Here is a 19,683-nt window from a genome sequence, read left to right as displayed (position 1 = left end):
TGCTCGTCCCTATCTAGGTAAACAGCGTTTCCATTTTTAACAAAAACATTCCTAAACATCCGTATATCGTATCTATGTTATCATAATTCCTTGTTCTGTGGGGGAAAAACAATGACATTCTCATGAAATATTTTAATTTTTAACTAGAGAGATGTATAATAGGAAGAGTTTCAAAGATAAACGACTAAGTCTCACAGGATAGAAAAGAGGAACACAAGCCATGAATAAAAAAACACGTGTCATTCTGGGTATGTCCGGGGGTGTCGATTCTTCTGTTGCCGCACTGCTCTTGAAAGAGCAAGGCTATGAAGTCATCGGCATTTTCATGAAAAACTGGGACGATACTGATGAGTTTGGCCATTGCACAGCCGAAGAAGATGCAGAGGATGTCCGCAGAGTATGCGACCAGCTCGGAATCCCTTTTTATACAGTTAATTTTGAAAAACAGTACTACGATAAGGTGTTCGCTTATTTCTTGGACGAGTACACCAAAGGTCGCACGCCGAATCCGGATGTGATGTGCAACAGAGAAATCAAATTCGGTGAGCTGCTCCAGAAAGTCATGGACTTAGGCGGCGACTATATCGCAACCGGCCACTATGCCCAAGTGAAAGAACAAGACGGCGAGTACGTGCTCCTGCGGGGCAATGACCCTGGCAAGGATCAAACTTACTTCCTCAACGTGCTTACGCAGCAGCAGCTGTCTAAAGCGATGTTCCCGATCGGCCACCTGCCGAAACCGGAAGTACGTAAAATTGCCGAAGCAGCCGGTCTTGCAACAGCAAAGAAAAAAGACAGCACGGGCATCTGCTTCATCGGAGAGCGCGATTTCAAAGAGTTCCTCAGCCAATACCTGCCTGCCAAACCCGGCAATATGGTTGATATCCGCAACGGCGAGGTTAAAGGCCGTCATGACGGGCTGATGTACTACACGCTAGGCCAAAGACAAGGTCTTGGCATTGGCGGTTCAGGCTCAGGGGAGCCATGGTTCGTCGTGGATAAAAATTTGGAAACCAACGAATTGCTGGTGGTTCAAGGCGAGCAGTACCCTGGACTTTACTCCAAAGGGCTAACAGCGACAGATGTAAACTGGATTTCTCCAAAGAAACCTCAAGGCTCATTCGCCTGCACAGCCAAATTCCGTTACCGTCAGCCTGACCAAGGCGTCGTTCTGACTTTTCAAGAGGACGGAACTGTTGAAGTAGTTTTCGATTCGCCGCAGAAAGCAGTAACGCCTGGACAATCCGTTGTTTTTTATGACGGTGAGGTTTGTTTAGGCGGCGGTGTGATTGATAAAGTTCATAAATAATACGAGACAAAATAGATGGTTCGAGAAAGAAGGATGATCAATTTGATTAAAATGAATGAGGCGGACTTGAAGGCTGCTACGTACGAGGATGTGACAAAAATCGTGAAAGAAGTCGGCATTCTACCTCTCTCTTCTTTCATACCGGATCATCCTTCACTCGAATCTATGACAACACATGAACAATGGCATACCGGCTTGGAGAATGATCCTTGGCTTTGGCGGGACCGCCTTCCAAGTGACGGGCTTGCCGCCTATGGTCGTTTTTTCGCTAAGAAGCCTTTATTAATTTCAGCGGACCTTTTCCCTTTGGTAAAAAATCTGTTGGAAGACCCCTATTCTGTGGAAGAACGCTATGAGGACGGGCTGCTTCCCAAATCAGCCGTCGAGCTGTTCCAAGCGGTTGAGGCGAACGAAGGCATTGATGTCAAAGCGCTTCGTACTGTTACCGGAATGAAAGCCAAAGAGTCCAAGAGTGAATTTGATCGTGCACTCATTGAACTGCAGAGCAAAACAGATATTGTGATTGCAGGCATCAGCGAGCGTTTGACCGCCAATGGGACAAAAAACGGTTGGAACAGCACCTGCTATATGACAGCGCTGCATTGGATGGAACTTCACGGCCTAGCGGTGAATTCAATACCGACACCTGAAGCGAAAAATCAATTTAGAGCTTATATTCAAGAGCGTTATAGCTCTAGGGCTGTTCAATACCTTGGCAAGATTTTTAAGTTATAAGGAAAAAAGATGAGGGCCTTCCTTTTAGGAGGTTCTTTTTTTATCCCCTCAATCTGCAAAAAGTGCCCTAATTTACCTAAACGCCTGCAAGTATGCCGCCTCGCACCTACGCGAACCCTATAGGCGAAAGGTGTGAGCGAATGAGTAAACTCTCAGCCGTGCTTCTCTTGCTTGGACTAAGCTGGTGCGGCGCAGCACAAGCAAGCATGGAGTCAGACATCCTGGAAGTTATAGCGCGACAGCCAGCTCAATCTCAAGACCCTGACCGCCTCTATGCCAAATGGAGCCGGGTTGCTTTTCATGAAGCCGGTAAGGTATACACTTTACTAGATTATAAGTATTTGGGCCATTCCCGCGTAGCGCCAGGGGTGGATCAGCAGCAATTTCGCTTCTGGGTTCGACATCAAGGCGTTGAATTCCCGCTTATTGTGTCTATACGGTATGATCCTGTGTCGGAAATGCTTTTTAGCATTCAAATGGAACAAGAAAAAAGAGGGAACTTACAGATCCTATAGATCTGCAGGCTTCCCTCTTCTTTTGTGCTGATTCTGCCGCATTTTGTCTTCCGTTCCCTGCTCGCTGGCAGCAAAGATGATTTCATGTTTAATTTCATCCGGTAAATACTGCTGCTGCACATAATGCCCCGGATAATCGTGCGGATACATATATCCTTTGTGCCCGAGCTTCTCCGCTCCCTTGTAATGCGTATCGCGTAAATGAAGCGGCACGTTCGCAGATTTGACCCGCTCCATCATCTGTTCCGCACGAGAGATCGCTATCGGGATGGAATTCGATTTGGGACTTTCCACCGCGAATAAAATTGCCTGGGAAATGACGTACTTCGATTCCGGCCAGCCAATCTTGTGATACGCGTCCATGGCCGTCACAGACTGCACCATGGCCTGCGGATTGGCCAGGCCGATGTCTTCACTGCTGGCGACGATAAGCCGCCGCAGGAACGTCATAGGGTCCATGCCGAGCTTCTCGACGGCATACAAGAACCAGAACAACGCGGCGTCACTGGAGCCGCGTACGCTCTTGTGAAAGGCGGACAAGACGTCATACTGCGTCGACTCGTCCGCTTTCACGATGGGGCGGCGGATCGACTCTTCCGCCACCTCCAGCGTGATCCGAACCGTACCATCCGGTTCGGGGGAGGTCGTGAGCGCTGCTAGCTCCAGCGCGTTCAAAGACCTGCGGATGTCGCCAACGGCCATCTGCGCGATGTGCTCCAGCGCCTCCTCGTCCACGTGGAGGCGCATGAAGCCGAGCCCCTTGTCGGGATCGGCGATGGCTCTTCGCATGGCGATGAGCGCATGCTCCGCCGTGAGGGGCTCGAGCTGAAACAGCGTCGAGCGCGACAGCAGAGCCCCGTTCACATGGTGAAACGGGTTCTCTGTGGTCGCCCCGATGAAGATGAGGATGCCCTGCTCTACGGCAGGCAGCAGCGCATCCTGGCGTGAGGTGTTGAAGCGGTGCACCTCGTCCAAGAACAAAATCGTCTTGCGGCCGTACATCGCTTTATTGGTCTTGGCGAGCTCGATGATCTCTCGCACATCTTTGACCGAAGCATCAACCGCGTTCAGCTTCATGAACTCGCCTTTTGTCCGGTTCGCGATGATATTGGCGAGAGTGGTCTTCCCCGTGCCCGGCGGACCATAGAGCAGAATGGAGCTCACCTGATCGGCTTCAATGGCTCTGCGCAGCAGCTTGCCTTTGCCGACAATTTGCTCCTGACCGATATATTCATCCAGCGTTGTAGGCCGCATACGGTCGGCGAGCAGCTTGCCGGTCGGTTCTTGCGATGAGGCATATGTAAACAAGTCCATGTTGGTTATTCCTTTGCATTAGGTTTAAATAGACTGTTTCCATTATACGCCTCATGGGGTAGACTGTCATGTCTTGTGTGAGGTGGCTGATTGGCTAGGGCGCGATGAGAAGCTGTATTTCGTACAAGTAAATTAGTTGCGAAACTGGTGTTTAAAATATGGTACTGTAATTCCTACAGTTAACAACTGGGAATTGGTTGGAAATTGGGCAATCTGTCGGAATTTGCTGCATGTTGAGAATTTCTCTTGGCTAACGGACTGAGGTAACTCTATTTGCTGCTTTTGGGACAAATTTTACTTCTAACGGACTCACGAGTCGTTAAACGCCTTGGAATTGCCAAAAACAGCAACAAAACCATTAAATAACGCCTCCTCAGTCCGTTAGCTCTTGAAATTTAGCTCAATTGTCGAAATAGCGGCTCCTGAGTCCGTAAAAAGAATGGCTACTGTCTAGATAACGTGAGGTAGGCGTGGAGCTGGGGTCGAGGGGTTTGCATTTAGCGCTTGCAAGCTCCACGCAGCTCCCGAATGCAGCACCTCTTTGTTTCACAGCACCACGTCCCCCCACCACTTTCCAAAACAGAAAGGGGCTATCTCAACAGATCAACCCTGACCTGTTAAGATAGCCCCTCATCTTTATTTCTTCGAACCGATCTCCAGCAGATCTTTCACGGCCACGCTGACCATGATCAACCCTGCCACCGGAGGAACGAAAGCGTTGCTCGCCGGAGGCTGCTTCGCTTTGCGAATTTCTGGCGCATTCTCCGGTACGATTTGTTGTGTAACATCTTCACGCGGCTTCATCGGCTCTTCGGTGGAGAAGACGACTTTCACGCCTTTTTTGATGCCTTCTTTGCGCAGTTTCTGGCGCACGACCCGAGCGATAGGATCCATGCTTGTTTTGGAAATATCTGCAACTTTGAACTGCGAAGGGTCCATTTTGTTAGCGGCCCCCATGCTGGAGACGATCGGAATCTTCCGCTCCAGACACTGTTTGATCAGATGAATTTTATAGGAAATGGTGTCACTGGCATCGAGCATGTAGTCGATGTGATGAGCGAATACTTCCTCGTAGGTTTCCTCTGTATAGAACATCCGCATGGAGATAACATCGCATTCCGGATTAATCAGTTTGATCCGATCGCGCATCAGATCAGCTTTGGGCTGCCCCACTGTCGTTGTAAGGGCATGAATCTGACGGTTAATATTCGTGATGTCGACAACGTCCTTGTCGATCAGAATAAGCCGTCCGATCCCTGTACGCGCCAATGCTTCTGCAGCGATGGAACCGACACCGCCGATGCCTAGGACGGCGACGGTGCTATTTTTCATAATATCTAAACCTTCAGGGCCAATGGCAAGTTCAGTCCGTGAAAATTGGTGAAGCATAGAAACACGTCCTCTTCTATGTTCTTAGGCTTTAGCAGGCTGCTTAAGCGCTAAGCGAATCGACAATTGATCAAGCTGTTTGTCATCTACAGTTCCCGGTGCATCCATCAACAGGTCCGTTGCGCTCGCTGTTTTCGGGAATGCAATCGTTTCTCTCAAGTTGGTACGGCCTGTGATCAGCATCACCAAACGGTCGAAACCGAAGGCGAAACCGCCATGCGGAGGCGTTCCATACTCGAACGCATCAAGCAAGAAGCCGAATTTCTCTTGCGCTTCTTCGCTTGAGAAACCAAGCGCTCCGAACATTTTCTCTTGCACCTCACGTTGGTAAATACGCATGGAGCCGCCGCCTACTTCATAACCGTTCAAAACAAGGTCATACGCTTGAGCGCGAATTTGACCTGGGTCTGTATCAAAGAAGTGAATATCGTCTTCATTAGGACGCGTGAACGGATGGTGCTCTGCGACATAACGTTTGGCTTCTTCGTCGTATCCAAGCAGCGGGAAATCTACGACCCATGCATATTTGAACTTGGAGTCGTCGATGAGTCCAAGATCACGACCGATTTTCAAACGAAGGTTGCCCAGAACATCGGCTACGACTTTCTTTTTATCCGCGGAGAAAAGAAGTAGATCTCCTTCTTCAGCGCCTAGACGCTCAGTCAGAGCAGCAATTTCAGCTTCGCTAAAGAATTTCACGATAGGCCCTTTGAATTCGCCGTCTTTGACTTGAATCCAAGCCAAGCCTTTGGCCCCGTAACGCGCCGCGAATGGCAGCAGGTCGTCGATCTCTTTACGGCTCCAAGTACCGCAGCCTTTGGCATTCAGCGCTTTAACTTGGCCTCCGCCTTTAACCACATTCGCAAATACTTGAACGCCGGAATTTTGAACGATATCCGATACATCTTCAAGCTCTAGCCCGAAACGCAGATCCGGTTTGTCTGAACCATATTTCGCCATCGCATCCGCATACGTAATCCGTTGGAAAGGACGCGGAATTTCGACTTGTGCCGTCTCTCTCATCAAGTTCACGACAAGCTCTTCCAAAATATCCAGCAATTGATCTTGCGCCAGGAAGGAAGTCTCAATGTCGACTTGTGTAAATTCCGGTTGACGGTCTGCACGAAGGTCTTCGTCGCGGAAACAACGTGCGATTTGGTAGTAACGTTCCAGACCACTAACCATCAACAACTGTTTGAAAATTTGTGGGGATTGCGGCAATGCGAAAAATTCACCTGGGTGAACACGACTTGGCACCAAGTAATCACGAGCGCCTTCTGGTGTGCTTTTCGTCAGAATCGGTGTTTCCACTTCTACAAATCCTTGATCATCCAAGAAATTGCGGAAAATTTTGGATGCTTTCGAGCGAAGCATTAAGGTTCTTTGCATTTCCGGACGACGAAGGTCCAAATAGCGGTATTTCAGACGAACGGCTTCATCTACTTCCACACCGTCTTCAATGAAGAACGGAGGTGTTTTGGCCGCGTTCATAATTTCGATTTCCGTTACTTGAATTTCAATTTCACCGGTTGGGATATTTTTGTTAACCGTCTCCGCGTCACGTTCTACGACTTTCCCTTTTACAGCAAGCACATATTCATTACGCGCACGATCAGCAGTAGCTAGGGCATCGCCTGAGAAATCCGGGTTAAATACGGTCTGTACAAGCCCGCTGCGGTCGCGAAGATCAATAAATAGTACCCCGCCTAAGTCACGTCTTCTTTGTACCCACCCGTTTAGAATAACAGTCTGTCCTACCTGATCTTTCGTAAGCTGCCCGCAATGATGTGTTTTGAGCATCATAATGTTGTTGCCTCCTCATGAGTAATTAATCATTAAATACTATCTATTCGAATAGTGTCTTTGCAGCATTTGAAGCAAGATCCACTAAACTTACAATGACTTGAGAACCAGTTTCCATCTGCTTCAGCGTAATTTCGCCGCGGGCTAACTCATCGTCTCCGAGAATCGCCACATACTTCGCTTGAAAACGGTCTGCTGATTTCATTTGCGCCTTCAATTTGCGCCCTTGGTAGTCCTTCTCGGCTTTGAGACCTTGAACCCTCAACTGGTGCAGCAGCTTCGTGACTTCCTTCTCGGCAGGCTCGCCTAACCCGATCAGGTATACATCAAGCGGCTCCGGTTTCGGGATCTCAACACCTTGTGCCTGCAGCACAAGCAGAATGCGTTCCAGACCTAACCCCAAGCCTACGCCTGGCTGGTCTGTGCCATGACCGCCGATTTGCTCAACGAGACCGTTATAGCGCCCGCCGCCGCCAATTGTATCGATAGCTCCAATGCCGGCTGCTTTGTACTCAAAAGCGGTGTGTGTGTAATAATCAAGCCCGCGCACCAGGCGAGGATTCACCCGATAGGGAATGTCCATAGCGGTTAAGTGCTCGCGAACCTGTGCGAAGTGTGTCGAACATTCTTCGTCCAAGTAATCCAGAATCTCAGGAGCGCCTACCCCGTACTTCTGATCGGTTTTGCAATCAAGAATACGCATCGGGTTGCGGTCATAGCGGGACTGGCAATCTTTGCAAAGCAAGTGTTTCACAGGTGCAAAAAATTCCTGCAGCTTCTCGCGGTAAACCGTTCGAACAGAAGGTGTGCCCACGGAGTTAATTTCAACGGTTACTTCTTTTAACCCAATTTCCTTGTAAAACGTGTACCCCAGCGCAATGACTTCGGCGTCAATGCTTGGATCAACAGATCCGAAAGCTTCAATCCCGAACTGGTGGAACTGACGGTATCTACCGGCTTGCGGCTGTTCATAGCGAAACATCGGTCCCACGTAGAACAGCTTCGTCAAATCTGGCACTCCATATAGCTTATTTTCTACATAAGCCCTAACAACGCCGGCTGTCCCTTCTGGACGCAAAGTCATGCTGCGATCGCCTTTATCCATAAAGGTGTACATTTCTTTCTCGACAATATCCGTCGTTTCTCCGACACCTCTGGAGAAAAGCTCCGTACTTTCGAAAATCGGCGAACGGATTTCTTTGTAGTTAAATCGTTGACATAAGTCTCTTGCTTTGCTTTCCAGGTACTGCCACTTCTCCACTTCGCCGGGAAGCAGGTCCTGCGTGCCTTTTGGCTTTTGAATGCTCATGTGTTCAACCTCCCTTTATCTGTCGCTCTTGGTTATATAACAAAAAAATCCCCCACCCCCGACATTCGTCAGGGACGAGAGATTTGATTCACAAATTCACCCGTGGTACCACCCACATTCAGATCGTCTGTACTCGCGCCATAAGCACAATAAACAGAAATCTGCTCTTTACGGTTAACGCCCGCGAATACGCACTGCCACTACTAGACGGTCATAAATCGACATGTCGTTCCCAGCAGGTCCTCGGGGAGGTCTTTTCGTTCGCTCATCATAGGAAGCTCGCAGCCTGGACTTCCTTCTCTGATAATGTGGGGGCGAAATACTTTATCCCTTCAACGGATCACAAAGGTATTGAATTATTGTTTATTGTAAACATTGGCAGAAGTAAAGTCAAGAGATATACGTCCACTTGACTTAGCGCCGCCTTCATTTAATTAATGAGAGTCCGCCCATTTTTGTAACTCGTCCATAACAGGCTTAAGTCCTTTTCCTTTAGCTGTCAATTCATACTCAATACGAACCGGAGTTTCCGGGTACACGTGTCGGACAATGATCTCTGCAGCCTCAAGTTCTTTAAATCTCTCCGAAAGCATGCGATCGCTCATACTTGGGATAAGCACGGATATATCTTTAAACCGCTTCGGCCCCGTCAACAAGACATGTACGATGAGCCCCGTCCAACGCTTTCCCAGAAGTTCAAATGCATTTTCGAATTTCGGGCACAGTTGGTAGTCTTCCATATAAATCATCTCCTTATAAACAATTTTAACATAGTCGCTTGACAAAAGTAAGTGCTGCGTAATAATATACTAACATAAAGTAAGTAATTAAATAAAATTTATTTAAAGAGGAGTTGTTAGTCGTGGCATTAGGTCTTCTTCTTATTCGTTTGGTGTTAGGTTTAACAATAGCCGCGCACGGCACACAGAAAGTATTTGGATGGTTTGGTGGGTATGGACCAAAAGGCACAGGAGGCTTTTTCGATTCCATCGGCATTAAGCCCGGTGTCCTGATGGCCGTCCTTGCCGGTTTGTCGGAAATTGCAGGCGGCTTGCTTTTTGCTGCAGGACTTTGGACACCATTTGCGGCTGCACTTATCATCATTACTATGCTTGTTGCTATTGTAAAGGTTCATAACAAAAGCTATTGGTCCACTTCTAATGGGTTCGAGTACAATTTGCTTTTGATTGTGGCGGCACTGGGCGTCGCGCTTATCGGTGCAGGCGACTATTCTTTGGATGCTTTACTGTAAAAAATGAAGAAATGGGCTATCTCCTTAAGTCAGAAATGACTTGATGGATGATAGCCCATTTCTATTTCGATGGCGAAACACGAGCCCATCTTACAAAGAAAATAGCCTGCAGCACGAGTGGCGGCAGGCCTCTAAACAATATATAAATTAAAGGGGGTCGAGGTTTATTATATCCATGGTTGATTAACGCAGTATGAAATTTAAATTACAATTTCATTACAGTGTTTTCCCTGTATTTTCAATCATTTTCATTATGCTCCCCTCGTATATTCAGCCTTTTTTACACATATACATTACAACAAGGCAAATGGCCTTGAATTTATCATCAGGAGGCTGTAACAATGACAACACAAAACGAGTTTCAAGAGGAACGGCAGGATCTAGTGGTGCTCTTCTCTGAGGAATCCGAAGCCGAAGCTGAAGTTGAAGACGATGTAGCCGAAGAAGCTGAAGCAGCCGAAGAAGAGGCCATTGAGGATTCGGACGAAGCCGACGAAGCTGAAGATGCAGCTGAGGAAGAAGAAGTCGAAGCGGAAGAAGAAGCGGAAGTTGATGCCGACGAGGAAGCCGAAGTAGATAGTGATGATTCTGCCGAAGAGGATGCGGAAGAATCTGCGGAAGCCGAAGAGGATGCATCAGAAGCTGACTGAATTTTGTAAGCGCAGTCAAAACTTCCATTGGCTTCGAAAAAAAAGATAAGAGCCTTATCGCCACATGCAACTCCGGCGTAATAAGGCTCTTATTTGTTATTTATTAAGGTTTGCCGGTTAAGCCAACCTTCAGATCTTTGATAAGCAAGTATACGTCACCGTTCGTTAACTTTTGATTGTCTGCTATTAGCTTCAATGAAGCATCGGTCAACAGCTTATTCTCTATTAGCTTTGCCTGCGCCTCTTTGGATGCAGCCGTCAGTCCCAAAGCTTGAGTTATCGTATAAGTGGCTTGTTCAAGCGATAACGGAATTTTATCAGCATTCTCCATCTTCGCGATCGCCTGCGATACATCCCCTTTGAAGGCGTCCGGCTTCATTTTCTTAGCGCCGCTCACGAGATTGACCATCCGTTTCGGATTCGCGGGGTCATCCAAGTGAAAATTGTTGTCGTACGCGCCGGAGGCCAAGCCAAGCATAAGAGCGGATTTCAGCCCCTCATAAGCTTTATGCTCCATAAAAGGCTGCGGCTTGAGTGTCATCGGATGAATCTCCATGCCTTGTTTGTTCAACTGCTCCTGCAGCTTCGCAATCACTTCTTTGGACGCCGATAGCTGGCGGAACGTCATCTTCTCCTGCTTCGCAAACATCGCAGCAGCTCCTGCGGCTTCCCCTTCGGCCATGCCTGTTGGCATAACGCGGGCGCTTCCATGCGGCAATGTATCGTAACTGGCGGCTCTACCTACTACAAGCAGTCCATCCACTTTTTGAGGCACTAGGCTGCGGAAAGGGATAGCGTACTGCTTCGGTTTACACACAACGTTACCGTTATCGGTCGGAGAGATCCTTTGAATATCCACTGGATAAGAACCGAATCCAATGCGGTCCCACTGATCATTGTTCGTACAAACGTCAACAATGTTGAGTCTGTATTCTCCCTGCATATGACGCGTCTCCCGAACATATAGCTCTGGTGCAGATCCATCAAGTTCAAGACTTGCAAACTCAGGGAACGTTTTTTGCATATAAGATAAAATATTAGGCAGTTCTTTTTTTCCGATGTCAAAAGCTTCTTGAACAGCTTTCGGATCAAAGGTATCGACCCCGAAAATTTGCAAGGCATTAATAAGGACGGTATTGTCATTTTCCCTCCCCATATTAAGCCCTCTCATCTTGGCTCTTTCTTTGTTAAGAGGCGGATATTTACTCATTTCCCCATAACCAAATACACTTACATCATTTACTCCTGTATCCGGATTATTATCCCCGTTCAGCCTTGTTGCCATCAGGTTCCAAACTTCCGGTGTTACGTTTTTCAAACGAAACGCCAGCGTCACGGCCATTTTGGAATTCGGATCCCCGATATCCTCGTGTCCGATCGTAAACGGCACTCCTGATGCCGCCGCGAAATCTCCATCCTGCGTCGCATCGATAACCGAAGCCGCCTTCACGACTTGCGCACTGCCATCCTCGAGTGTAATCGTGGCGCCTTGCACAGCCTTTTTATCTTGCGAAAGGAGCGGATCGATCTTCTTCGTTTTGAGCAGCACATCGATTTTAGATTCATTTTTAACCAAATCATAGAACGCATTCGCGGCTGTATTCACATCGAAGGAATCCCCTTCAATTTTGGCATACCACTCGGAGAAGAAGCCTTTGTTGAAAACATCATCTTTTCCTAAAAGGTTCTTGTTTGGAGCATAGTTCATATCAATGGAGTTAATCCAGCCCAGTGTCATTAGCCCTCCCAGAATCTCACGATTCCGTCCATCCACCAGAAGGGTAGTTAACCCATTACGCGCAGCCGAAACAGCCGCAGCAACCCCCTCAGGATCGGTACCAACGACAATGACATCATACGTTTCTTTTGTTTTCTTTACGGATTTCACTTCTTCAATTTCTTGCTTCTCCTTCGTCTGTCCACCGCTTATGTGGTGTTTATATTGATAATACAAAGACGCCGCAGCCCCCAGCACCGCGAGGAGAATCAAGATTCCCATCAACCAAAGCCATCCTTTGGAAGCGGAATTGTTACGATTCGGATTTGCCATTAAAACGAAAGCACCCACCTTGTCCCCTGCTTTTCATACAGCTTACCGGTTGAAGGTTTGATAAGCTTTCTTGAGCAGTCGATTATTTTGTCAACCAAAAACATCACTAGTTAGTTTACCACATTTTAAAGGCGTAGAGAAATCCTGCCACATTACTTCATCCTACAAATAAAGCCCCGCATTGCTGACGAAGCAGCGCGAGGCTTTACGATTAACGATATGATTTCTTGGGAATGCTTTTCATTTTCTCCTGATCGGATGTGAACTCTGCGCTAATTTCAACGTCGGCTAACGCCGGTGCCTGACTCATCCGCTCGGCAAGTGTTGTATGCAGCAGTTGCTGCTCTGGCGCCGTCATGGCTTTGTGCTTGATCGATTGACGCATCTGGATGCTCCTAACTGCAAGAATATACAGTTTTAGTATATCCAGGCTGTCCGCATCTTATCCTTTGCGCAAGAGGCAACCGACTATTTACTATCGATGATCAAAGTAACAGGTCCCCAATTCGTAAATGAAACATCCATCATTTCGCCAAATGCTCCCGTTTCCACTTGCAAGCCCTGAGCGCGAAGCAGCTCATTGAACTTATCGTATAACGGCTGTGCAATCTCAGGTCTAGCTGCTGACATGAAGTTGGGCCGTTTCCCTTTGCGGCAATCCCCATACAAAGTAAACTGGGAAACGGATAAAATCTGACCGCCTGTCTCCAGTACGGATAGATTCATTTTACCGGTCTCATCTTCAAAAATGCGAAGTCCGGCTACTTTGTCCGCTATATATTTCGCATCCTGCTCGGTATCGTCGTGGGTGATGCCAACTAACAGCATCAGACCCTGCTCGATCTGTCCGACAGATGCGCCATTCACAGTTACTTCGGCGCGCTTGCACCTCTGAACAACTACTCTCATGGTTTCTCTAAATCTCCTCACGTTCGTTCACAGCCGCAAGTTTAGCTTTGCATAATGCGCTGAACGGAATAAACGTCTCTCACACGTTTGATCCTCTCGACGACGGATTGCAGGTGATCGATATTTTTGATCAAAATGGTCATATGAACCGTTGCCATCTTGTTTTTATCCGATCGGCCCGAAACCGCTGAAATACTCGTTTTGCTTTCTGAGACAGCCTGAAGCACTTCGTTCAAGAAATCTCGACGGTCATGGCCTGTAATCTCAATTTCCACATTGAAATTGGATTCGATGGATTCGCACCAATCAACCTCAATGACCCGTTCCTCTTCCCCCATGCTTGTAGGGATATTCGTACAATCCGCCCGGTGCACGGACACGCCGCGTCCTCTTGTAATGTACCCGATGATCAAATCACCGGGAACCGGATTACAACAGCGGGCAAAGCGCACAAGCAAATTGTCCACGCCCTTCACCCGCACGCCGTTGGTTGGACGGCTTTTGCGTTCGGTTGCGCTTGGCGCCTTAACTTCTTTGACCTCCGTAGTAAGCTGAAGCACCTGCGCTTCTTCGGCTTCCTTACGCAGCTTCTCCGTAAGCTTCGTACAAATTTGCGCGGCTGTAATCCCGCCAAACCCGACGGCAGACAGCATGTCTTCAATGTCGTTAAAATTGAACTTCTTCGCCGCTTCGAGCATTTTCTCATCACTCATCAGTGTCGGCGGATCAATGGCCAACCGCTTGAGCTCGCGCTCAATCATGGTTTTCCCTTTTTCGACGTTCTCTTCGCGCTTTTCTTTCTTGAACCACTGCTTGATTTTACTGCGAGCGTGGGAGGATTGCGCGAGCTTAATCCAGTCCTGACTTGGTCCATAAGAATGTTTGGATGTCAGAATTTCAATGATATCCCCTGTTTTCAACTTGTGATCCAAGGGGACGATGCGCGAATTGACTTTGGCGCCAATTGTCCGATTACCAACCTCCGTATGAATACGGTAAGCAAAATCCAAAGGCACGGAACCGGCCGGAAGCTCGATGACCTCGCCTTTTGGCGTAAACACAAAGACAAGATCGGAGAAGAAGTCCATCTTCATGGATTCCATAAACTCCGAAGCATCATTCGTTTCATGCTGAAGCTCCAAAATTTCACGGAACCAGCTCATCTTGTCTTCAAACGTGCCTGATGGAACGACGGAGCCGCCTTCTTTGTAGGCCCAGTGTGCAGCAATACCGAACTCGGACGTTCTATGCATTTCCCAAGTACGAATCTGAACCTCCAGAGGCTCCCCTTTGGGACCGATCACCGTTGTATGGAGAGACTGATACATATTCGGCTTAGGCATAGCGATATAATCTTTGAAACGTCCAGGCATCGGTTTCCACAATGTATGAATAATACCCAAAGAAGCGTAGCAATCTTTGATGCCATCGACAATGACGCGCAGCGCCATGAGATCATAGATCTCATTGAACTGTTTGCCGCGGGAGCTCATTTTTTTATAAATACTGTAGAGATGTTTGGGCCTTCCGGAGATATCTCCTTGGATTCCCATCTCATCCAGTTTTTCTTTGATACTGTGGATTACGTCTTCGATATATTGCTCACGCTCGGTTCGCTTCTTCTGCATCAGATTCACGATCCGGTAATACTGCTGAGGATTCAAATAACGGAGAGCGATATCCTCCATTTCCCACTTGATGGTGGAAATCCCGAGCCTATGTGCAATCGGACAGAAAATCTCCAGCGTTTCCTCCGCTATGCGGCGCTGGCTTTCCTCCGATTGGTACTTCAATGTGCGCATGTTGTGCAATCGATCCGCCAGTTTAATCAAAATAACGCGGATATCCTGCGCCATAGCGACAAACATTTTGCGGTAGTTCTCGTTCTGCTGCTCTTCCTTGGACTTGAACTTAATCCGTTCAAGCTTCGTCAAGCCATCTACAAGCATTGCGCAGGTTTTCCCGAATTTATCTAGAACAGTTTCGAGTGAAACTGTTGTATCTTCAACGACATCATGCAGAAGCGCCGCGATCACGGATGTGACGTCCATCTGCATGTTCACCAGTATATCTGCAACAGCGAGTGGATGCAGAATATAGGGCTCCCCCGATTTGCGCACTTGGCCATGATGGGCTTCATCCGCGAATTCATAGGCCTCCCGTATCCTCTGCAAATCATTCTCTTTCAGATAGGTGGCTGCCTTCTCTAACAGCTGCTCTATACCCATGCATCTACCCATTCCCTTTAGTGGTTGTTTAAAAAGCGAACTTTTCAAACGCTCATCTTTAGTCGATTTTTATTCATTATGCCTGCAAGGCAGGCTCCGCGTCAACTATGCCATGCTAACCTTTCGACAAAAAACATCATTTTGCCTAAAATCCTTTGAATTATTCCTTCCTTACGGCCTATATCTATGTACAAAAAAGAATCGAATATGACATTCGATTCTTCGCTTATTTTAATATTGAACTAAGGAAACCACATCTATACCATTAAACTTATTTCTGCCTTCCAAATAGGAAAGTTCAATCAAGAACGCTGCCCCAACAATATCTCCGCCAAGCTGTTGAATCAAATCGATCGAGGATTGAATCGTTCCGCCGGTTGCCAGCAGGTCATCGGCAATCAGCACTTTTTGACCAGGCTTAATGGCATCTTTGTGCATGGCTAGTTTATCTTTGCCGTATTCCAAGGCATAATCCACTTCAATGGTCTCGCCTGGCAGCTTACCGCTTTTGCGAATCGGAATAAAACCTACGCCAAGCGCATATGCCAGCGGAGCGCCGATAACGAAGCCGCGAGCTTCAGGTCCCGCAATGACATCAATTTGTTTCTCTTTGACCATTTCTTTCAATTGATCAATGGCTTCTTTGTAGACAGCACCGTTTTGAAGCAGCGTGGTGATATCTTTGAAACGGATTCCCGGTTGCGGGAAGTCTGGGATAACGCGAATGTACTCTTTGAAATTCATATAATTTCCTCCAATATGTGGTTTTCTTGCTTGATATGCTGGGCAATCCACTGCTCTAATTCTTTGGCTGAAGAATACATCACAACAGATTCAACTTCTTGACGATTCATTCTATGCTGATAAATGCGGGATGCCGTAAGATCTTTTTTGGCAGGTGATGCATGCAGTTTAACGAAAGCCCCTTGTCTTTCAATAAACGCTAACTCCTCAAACACGGATAAAATGAATTGAATCATAGCTGGCGACAAGCCCGATCTTTTGCTGAATGAGGCCATTAGACGGGCATCCTGCACATTCAACGAGCCTTCTTTTTGCAATGTGCCGTACATCATCTTGAACATCTCACGAGAAGGCAACGTGCTTCCGCTGTCAGGTCCTAACTCTGCGAAAACCGGATAACAACGCATCATGCCAAGAGCTTGCTGTAACACACCTTGTAAGCTGACTAAACTCCTTGGGATCGTGTACAAAATGATGTCCTTCATATGAGCAAAATCCAGCTGACCGGCTGTTTGATTGCCTGGCCGTAATAAGCCGCTGTCTTGAACGACCCAGTAAGGGATATCGTCGCCGATTTGGAAAGCCGTGCCAGCAAAAGCTTTCACATCTGTTTCATCGAAGAGCACAATACCAGGTACTTGATTCTTCGGATTGCTTGTTGCCAGGTTATTTTGAAGCATATTCAGCTTGGCGCTTAATTGCCCCGCTCCACGCCAATCAAAGAGCTGCATATGCGTGATCTTCAAATCCTGCATGACGATTTGCGGCTTGCGGACGCCATTCCACTCATTGATGGACAGCTCGCCAAGCACATCGACCTTAGCCGCTTGCGTGATGAGTCCTGCCAGGCTGCCTTTGCCGAAACCAACAGCTTCCACTGAGCAGCTTACTTCATCTTTGGCCTGAGAAAGCGCGAGCTTCAGGTGCTGCTTCTCTTTGCCCATGGTCCGGATGTCATCCAGCGACAAATCGGTGAACATGAACCTGGGCGCGGGATTGCCCATGCCAAATGGCGCAAGTTTCTCCAACCCTTCGATGCTGGCAATCGGGACATCAGGCAAGCTGCATACAGCGTCTGCCTTCAACAGCGGGATATAATCCTGCTCCGTCAATGTCGCAGCTGCAAGCTCATTCAGCTTTTGTGTGAAAGCCTCCAAATGGCCTCTGCTTAAACTCATTCCAGCTGCCGCTTGGTGGCCACCGTAGTGGTCCAGCCACTCTTCACAGACGGTCAAAGCCTTGTGCAAATCAAAACCGGCAATGGAACGTGCTGAACCCTTGGCAATCCCCGTCTGCGGATCTATGCTAAGCGCCAGGGTCGGACGGTAAAATTTCTCCACGATTTTAGAGGCTACAATGCCGACAACGCCCACATTCCAGCCTTCCTTCGCAACGACGATCACTTTGTCCAGACCTTTGGCCTGCTGCTCCTCTGCGAGAACAAAGGCTTCTTTCACCATATCTTCAACGATAAGTTGACGCTCTTTATTCAGCATATCCAATTCAAAAGCAATTTGCTCCGCCTCGGTTTCATTGGAAGTCGTCAACAATTTAACCGCGATATCCGCTGCTTCCAGTCTTCCGCTGGCATTAATTCTTGGTGCGAGCGAGAAGCCGATGTGACCTGCTGTCACTTCCTTGCGTTCAATGCCTGAGACGCCAATAAGTGAACGGAATCCCGCGTAAGCCGAATCCTGCATGCGCTGCAGACCTTGTTTGACAATTAATCGGTTCTCGCCATTCAGCGGCATCAAATCCGCTACCGTGCCAAGAGCCGCAAATTCCAGCAGTTCCTCTGGCAGCCTATCCAGCAAAGCGTGCGCCAGCTTCAGAGCAACACCGACACCCGCAAGGTGCTTGAAAGGATAAGGACAGCCGGGCTTCTTCGGATTGATCACAGACAAAGCCTGTGGCAAGTGCTCCGGAGGCTCGTGGTGATCCGTCACGATGACATCTATGCCTAGCTCTTCACAGTAGGCGATTTCCTGAACGGCACTAATGCCTGTGTCCACGGTAATTAATAGATCTACGCCTTGTTCTTTGGCCAAATCAATCGCTGAGCGATTCAGACCATATCCTTCACGAATGCGATGCGGGATATACGTATCGAACCGGGCGCCCAAGCCTGTGAGCAAATGATACATGAGCGAAGTGCTGCTAACGCCGTCTGCATCATAGTCCCCATATATGCGAATAAATTCGTTGTTCTGCAGTGCTTTCCGGATCCGTTCAACAGCCGGGAGCATGCCGTCAAGCAAATAGGGATCATGATAATACTGAACTCCGCCGTGCATGAATTGTTCGGCTTCAGGTACTGTCCGAATGTCTCGGAGAACAAGCAGTCGGGCCACAAGCGGGTCGATCTGCAGCTCGCGCACAAAAGTTTCTATGAGCATTTCATCCGCATGGCCAATGCTCCATCTTGCCTTTGGTGCTAGCACTTGTGTGTCCTCCTTAGCGTTTTGCTATGCAAAACTTTCTTCGTGCTGATTACAAAATCAATGAATAACGGACGGGAGCTCGCTGAGCTCTGAATCCGTAGAATGTTTGTAGGGATAGCCGGCATCATAAGGAGCCACGTGCACAACCACATCCGAAACATGATGAAATCTTTTCATCAGCTGCTGTTTGATCCTTTTGGAAACTTCATGCCCTTCCCAAACCGTTACCCTTGGATTCACGCTGATTTTGACCGTAACCACCACATAATGTCCGTGCTCTCTGGCTCTTAAGTCATCTACAGTGATTACACCTTTAATCAACTGCACTACGGCAATCAAATCGTCAGCATCCTCTTGCTGTAGAACGTACTCTTGCTTCCTATGTAAAGCTTCCTTGACTAGCGAATACCCCATTTTCAAGATCAAAAGGGAAATGATAATTCCTGATATCGGATCCAAATAGGAAAGAAATGGGACCTGCAAAACGTTGGCGAGTGTTGCGCCGAATACCCCGATCAGAGCCACAATAGTAGAGTATATATCGGAACGGTGCCCTCTGCTATTAGCAATTAATTCCTGAGAGCCTATACGTTTGCCTAACCGGCTCACGTAATGATACATGATTTCTTTGACCGCTAGCGAAAGTCCAAGCGCAGCGAGCGTGTAATTCTTGTCAGTATGTTCCACGGCAGACCTTAAAGCATGAATCGCTGAGAGCCCCATCTCGATCCCTATAATAAGAACGACAATAGCCAGCAGAATACTTGCAATAGACATATTCTTTTCTGGACCTTGGGCATCCCACTCCTCTGGAGGCTGCTGATCTGATCTCACCCGAATGAGTGCCGCGAATGAAGCTATCGCTCTTGATGCCGAATGTGCGGCATCCGCTAACAAGGCTGAGCTCTGCGCCATAATCCCAACAATACCTTTCAGACACGCAAGAGCTGCATTACCGGCGATGCCGCCCCATACCGCAAGCTCCGTTTTTTGAAAACGCTCGTCTTTCACGCTGACACTCCCCCTGAACGGATA

17 protein-coding genes are annotated in these 19,683 nt (G+C 47.9%); 5 read left to right on the top strand and 12 right to left on the bottom strand.

Features of this window, described 5'->3' with window-relative positions:
* The first annotated feature begins 220 nt into the window (after positions 1 to 220).
* The 3 genes from mnmA to PCH02S_RS18150 all read left to right on the top strand — a co-directional run bounded on the left by mnmA (position 221) and on the right by PCH02S_RS18150 (position 2,559).
* The gene (gene mnmA / locus PCH02S_RS18160) at positions 221 to 1,309 is read left to right on the top strand and encodes a tRNA 2-thiouridine(34) synthase MnmA (protein ID WP_127455351.1); all 1,089 of its coding nucleotides are present in this window, start codon (positions 221 to 223) and stop codon (positions 1,307 to 1,309) included.
* Positions 1,310 to 1,360: 51 nt separating this feature from the next.
* A complete protein-coding gene (locus PCH02S_RS18155; protein ID WP_127455392.1) occupies positions 1,361 to 2,044 on the top strand; it encodes an AlkZ-related protein in 684 nt (227 codons plus the stop codon).
* A 140-nt stretch (positions 2,045 to 2,184) separates the two neighbouring features.
* The gene (locus PCH02S_RS18150) at positions 2,185 to 2,559 is read left to right on the top strand and encodes a DUF3889 domain-containing protein (RefSeq protein WP_164819614.1); all 375 of its coding nucleotides are present in this window, start codon (positions 2,185 to 2,187) and stop codon (positions 2,557 to 2,559) included.
* Here PCH02S_RS18150 and PCH02S_RS18145 read toward each other — a convergent pair.
* The 5 genes from PCH02S_RS18145 to PCH02S_RS18125 all read right to left on the bottom strand — a co-directional run bounded on the left by PCH02S_RS18145 (position 2,554) and on the right by PCH02S_RS18125 (position 9,114).
* Positions 2,554 to 3,873, bottom strand: coding sequence for a replication-associated recombination protein A (locus PCH02S_RS18145; RefSeq protein ID WP_127455349.1), 1,320 nt, complete (start codon positions 3,871 to 3,873; stop codon positions 2,554 to 2,556). The two genes, PCH02S_RS18150 and PCH02S_RS18145, sit on opposite strands and share 6 nt — an antisense overlap.
* Before the next feature lie 636 nt (positions 3,874 to 4,509).
* Positions 4,510 to 5,262, bottom strand: a complete 753-nt coding sequence (locus PCH02S_RS18140) for a tRNA threonylcarbamoyladenosine dehydratase (RefSeq protein WP_127455348.1) — start codon at positions 5,260 to 5,262, stop codon at positions 4,510 to 4,512.
* 24 nt (positions 5,263 to 5,286) lie between these two features.
* Positions 5,287 to 7,065: an aspartate--tRNA ligase gene (gene aspS / locus PCH02S_RS18135; protein ID WP_127455347.1), complete on the bottom strand. Its 1,779-nt coding sequence runs from the start codon at positions 7,063 to 7,065 to the stop codon at positions 5,287 to 5,289.
* Between the two features lie 43 nt (positions 7,066 to 7,108).
* Positions 7,109 to 8,374, bottom strand: a complete 1,266-nt coding sequence (hisS, locus tag PCH02S_RS18130) for a histidine--tRNA ligase (RefSeq protein ID WP_127455346.1) — start codon at positions 8,372 to 8,374, stop codon at positions 7,109 to 7,111.
* Positions 8,375 to 8,808: 434 nt separating this feature from the next.
* Complete coding sequence (locus tag PCH02S_RS18125; RefSeq protein ID WP_127455345.1) at positions 8,809 to 9,114, bottom strand: winged helix-turn-helix transcriptional regulator; 306 nt, start codon at positions 9,112 to 9,114, stop codon at positions 8,809 to 8,811.
* 113 nt (positions 9,115 to 9,227) lie between these two features.
* Here PCH02S_RS18125 and PCH02S_RS18120 point away from each other — a divergent pair, with 113 nt between their 5' ends.
* Together PCH02S_RS18120 and PCH02S_RS18115 are read left to right on the top strand one after the other, a co-directional pair.
* Positions 9,228 to 9,626, top strand: a complete 399-nt coding sequence (locus tag PCH02S_RS18120; RefSeq protein WP_276562956.1) for a DoxX family protein — start codon at positions 9,228 to 9,230, stop codon at positions 9,624 to 9,626.
* A gap of 341 nt (positions 9,627 to 9,967) precedes the next feature.
* A complete protein-coding gene (locus PCH02S_RS18115) occupies positions 9,968 to 10,276 on the top strand; it encodes a hypothetical protein (RefSeq protein ID WP_127455343.1) in 309 nt (102 codons plus the stop codon).
* Positions 10,277 to 10,379: 103 nt separating this feature from the next.
* Here the strand turns inward: PCH02S_RS18115 and PCH02S_RS18110 are convergent, their stop codons facing one another.
* From PCH02S_RS18110 to PCH02S_RS18085, 7 genes are all read right to left on the bottom strand, one after another.
* The gene (locus tag PCH02S_RS18110) at positions 10,380 to 12,326 is read right to left on the bottom strand and encodes an FAD-dependent oxidoreductase (protein WP_127455391.1); all 1,947 of its coding nucleotides are present in this window, start codon (positions 12,324 to 12,326) and stop codon (positions 10,380 to 10,382) included.
* Between the two features lie 211 nt (positions 12,327 to 12,537).
* On the bottom strand, positions 12,538 to 12,711 hold the full coding sequence (locus PCH02S_RS35760) for a hypothetical protein (protein ID WP_157319189.1): 174 nt from the start codon (positions 12,709 to 12,711) through the stop codon (positions 12,538 to 12,540).
* Between the two features lie 83 nt (positions 12,712 to 12,794).
* Complete coding sequence (gene dtd, locus PCH02S_RS18105) at positions 12,795 to 13,235, bottom strand: D-aminoacyl-tRNA deacylase (RefSeq protein ID WP_127455342.1); 441 nt, start codon at positions 13,233 to 13,235, stop codon at positions 12,795 to 12,797.
* A gap of 41 nt (positions 13,236 to 13,276) precedes the next feature.
* Complete coding sequence (locus PCH02S_RS18100) at positions 13,277 to 15,463, bottom strand: RelA/SpoT family protein (RefSeq protein ID WP_127455341.1); 2,187 nt, start codon at positions 15,461 to 15,463, stop codon at positions 13,277 to 13,279.
* Positions 15,464 to 15,694: 231 nt separating this feature from the next.
* Entirely contained in the window at positions 15,695 to 16,207 is a 513-nt protein-coding gene (locus tag PCH02S_RS18095) for an adenine phosphoribosyltransferase (RefSeq protein ID WP_127455340.1), read from the bottom strand.
* Entirely contained in the window at positions 16,204 to 18,648 is a 2,445-nt protein-coding gene (gene recJ, locus PCH02S_RS18090) for a single-stranded-DNA-specific exonuclease RecJ (RefSeq protein WP_127455339.1), read from the bottom strand. Before recJ ends, PCH02S_RS18095 begins: the two co-directional genes overlap by 4 nt.
* A 57-nt stretch (positions 18,649 to 18,705) precedes the next feature.
* Entirely contained in the window at positions 18,706 to 19,659 is a 954-nt protein-coding gene (locus tag PCH02S_RS18085) for a cation diffusion facilitator family transporter (protein ID WP_127455338.1), read from the bottom strand.
* Between the last annotated feature and the right edge of the window lie 24 nt (positions 19,660 to 19,683).

Origin of the sequence: Paenibacillus chondroitinus NBRC 15376 (assembly GCF_004000765.1) — a bacterium.
In the GTDB taxonomy this organism is placed as follows: Bacteria; Bacillota; Bacilli; order Paenibacillales; family NBRC-103111; genus Paenibacillus_E; species Paenibacillus_E chondroitinus.
The sequence above is the reverse complement of the archived record's forward strand: the minus strand, read 5'-3'. Positions and strand labels throughout refer to the sequence as shown.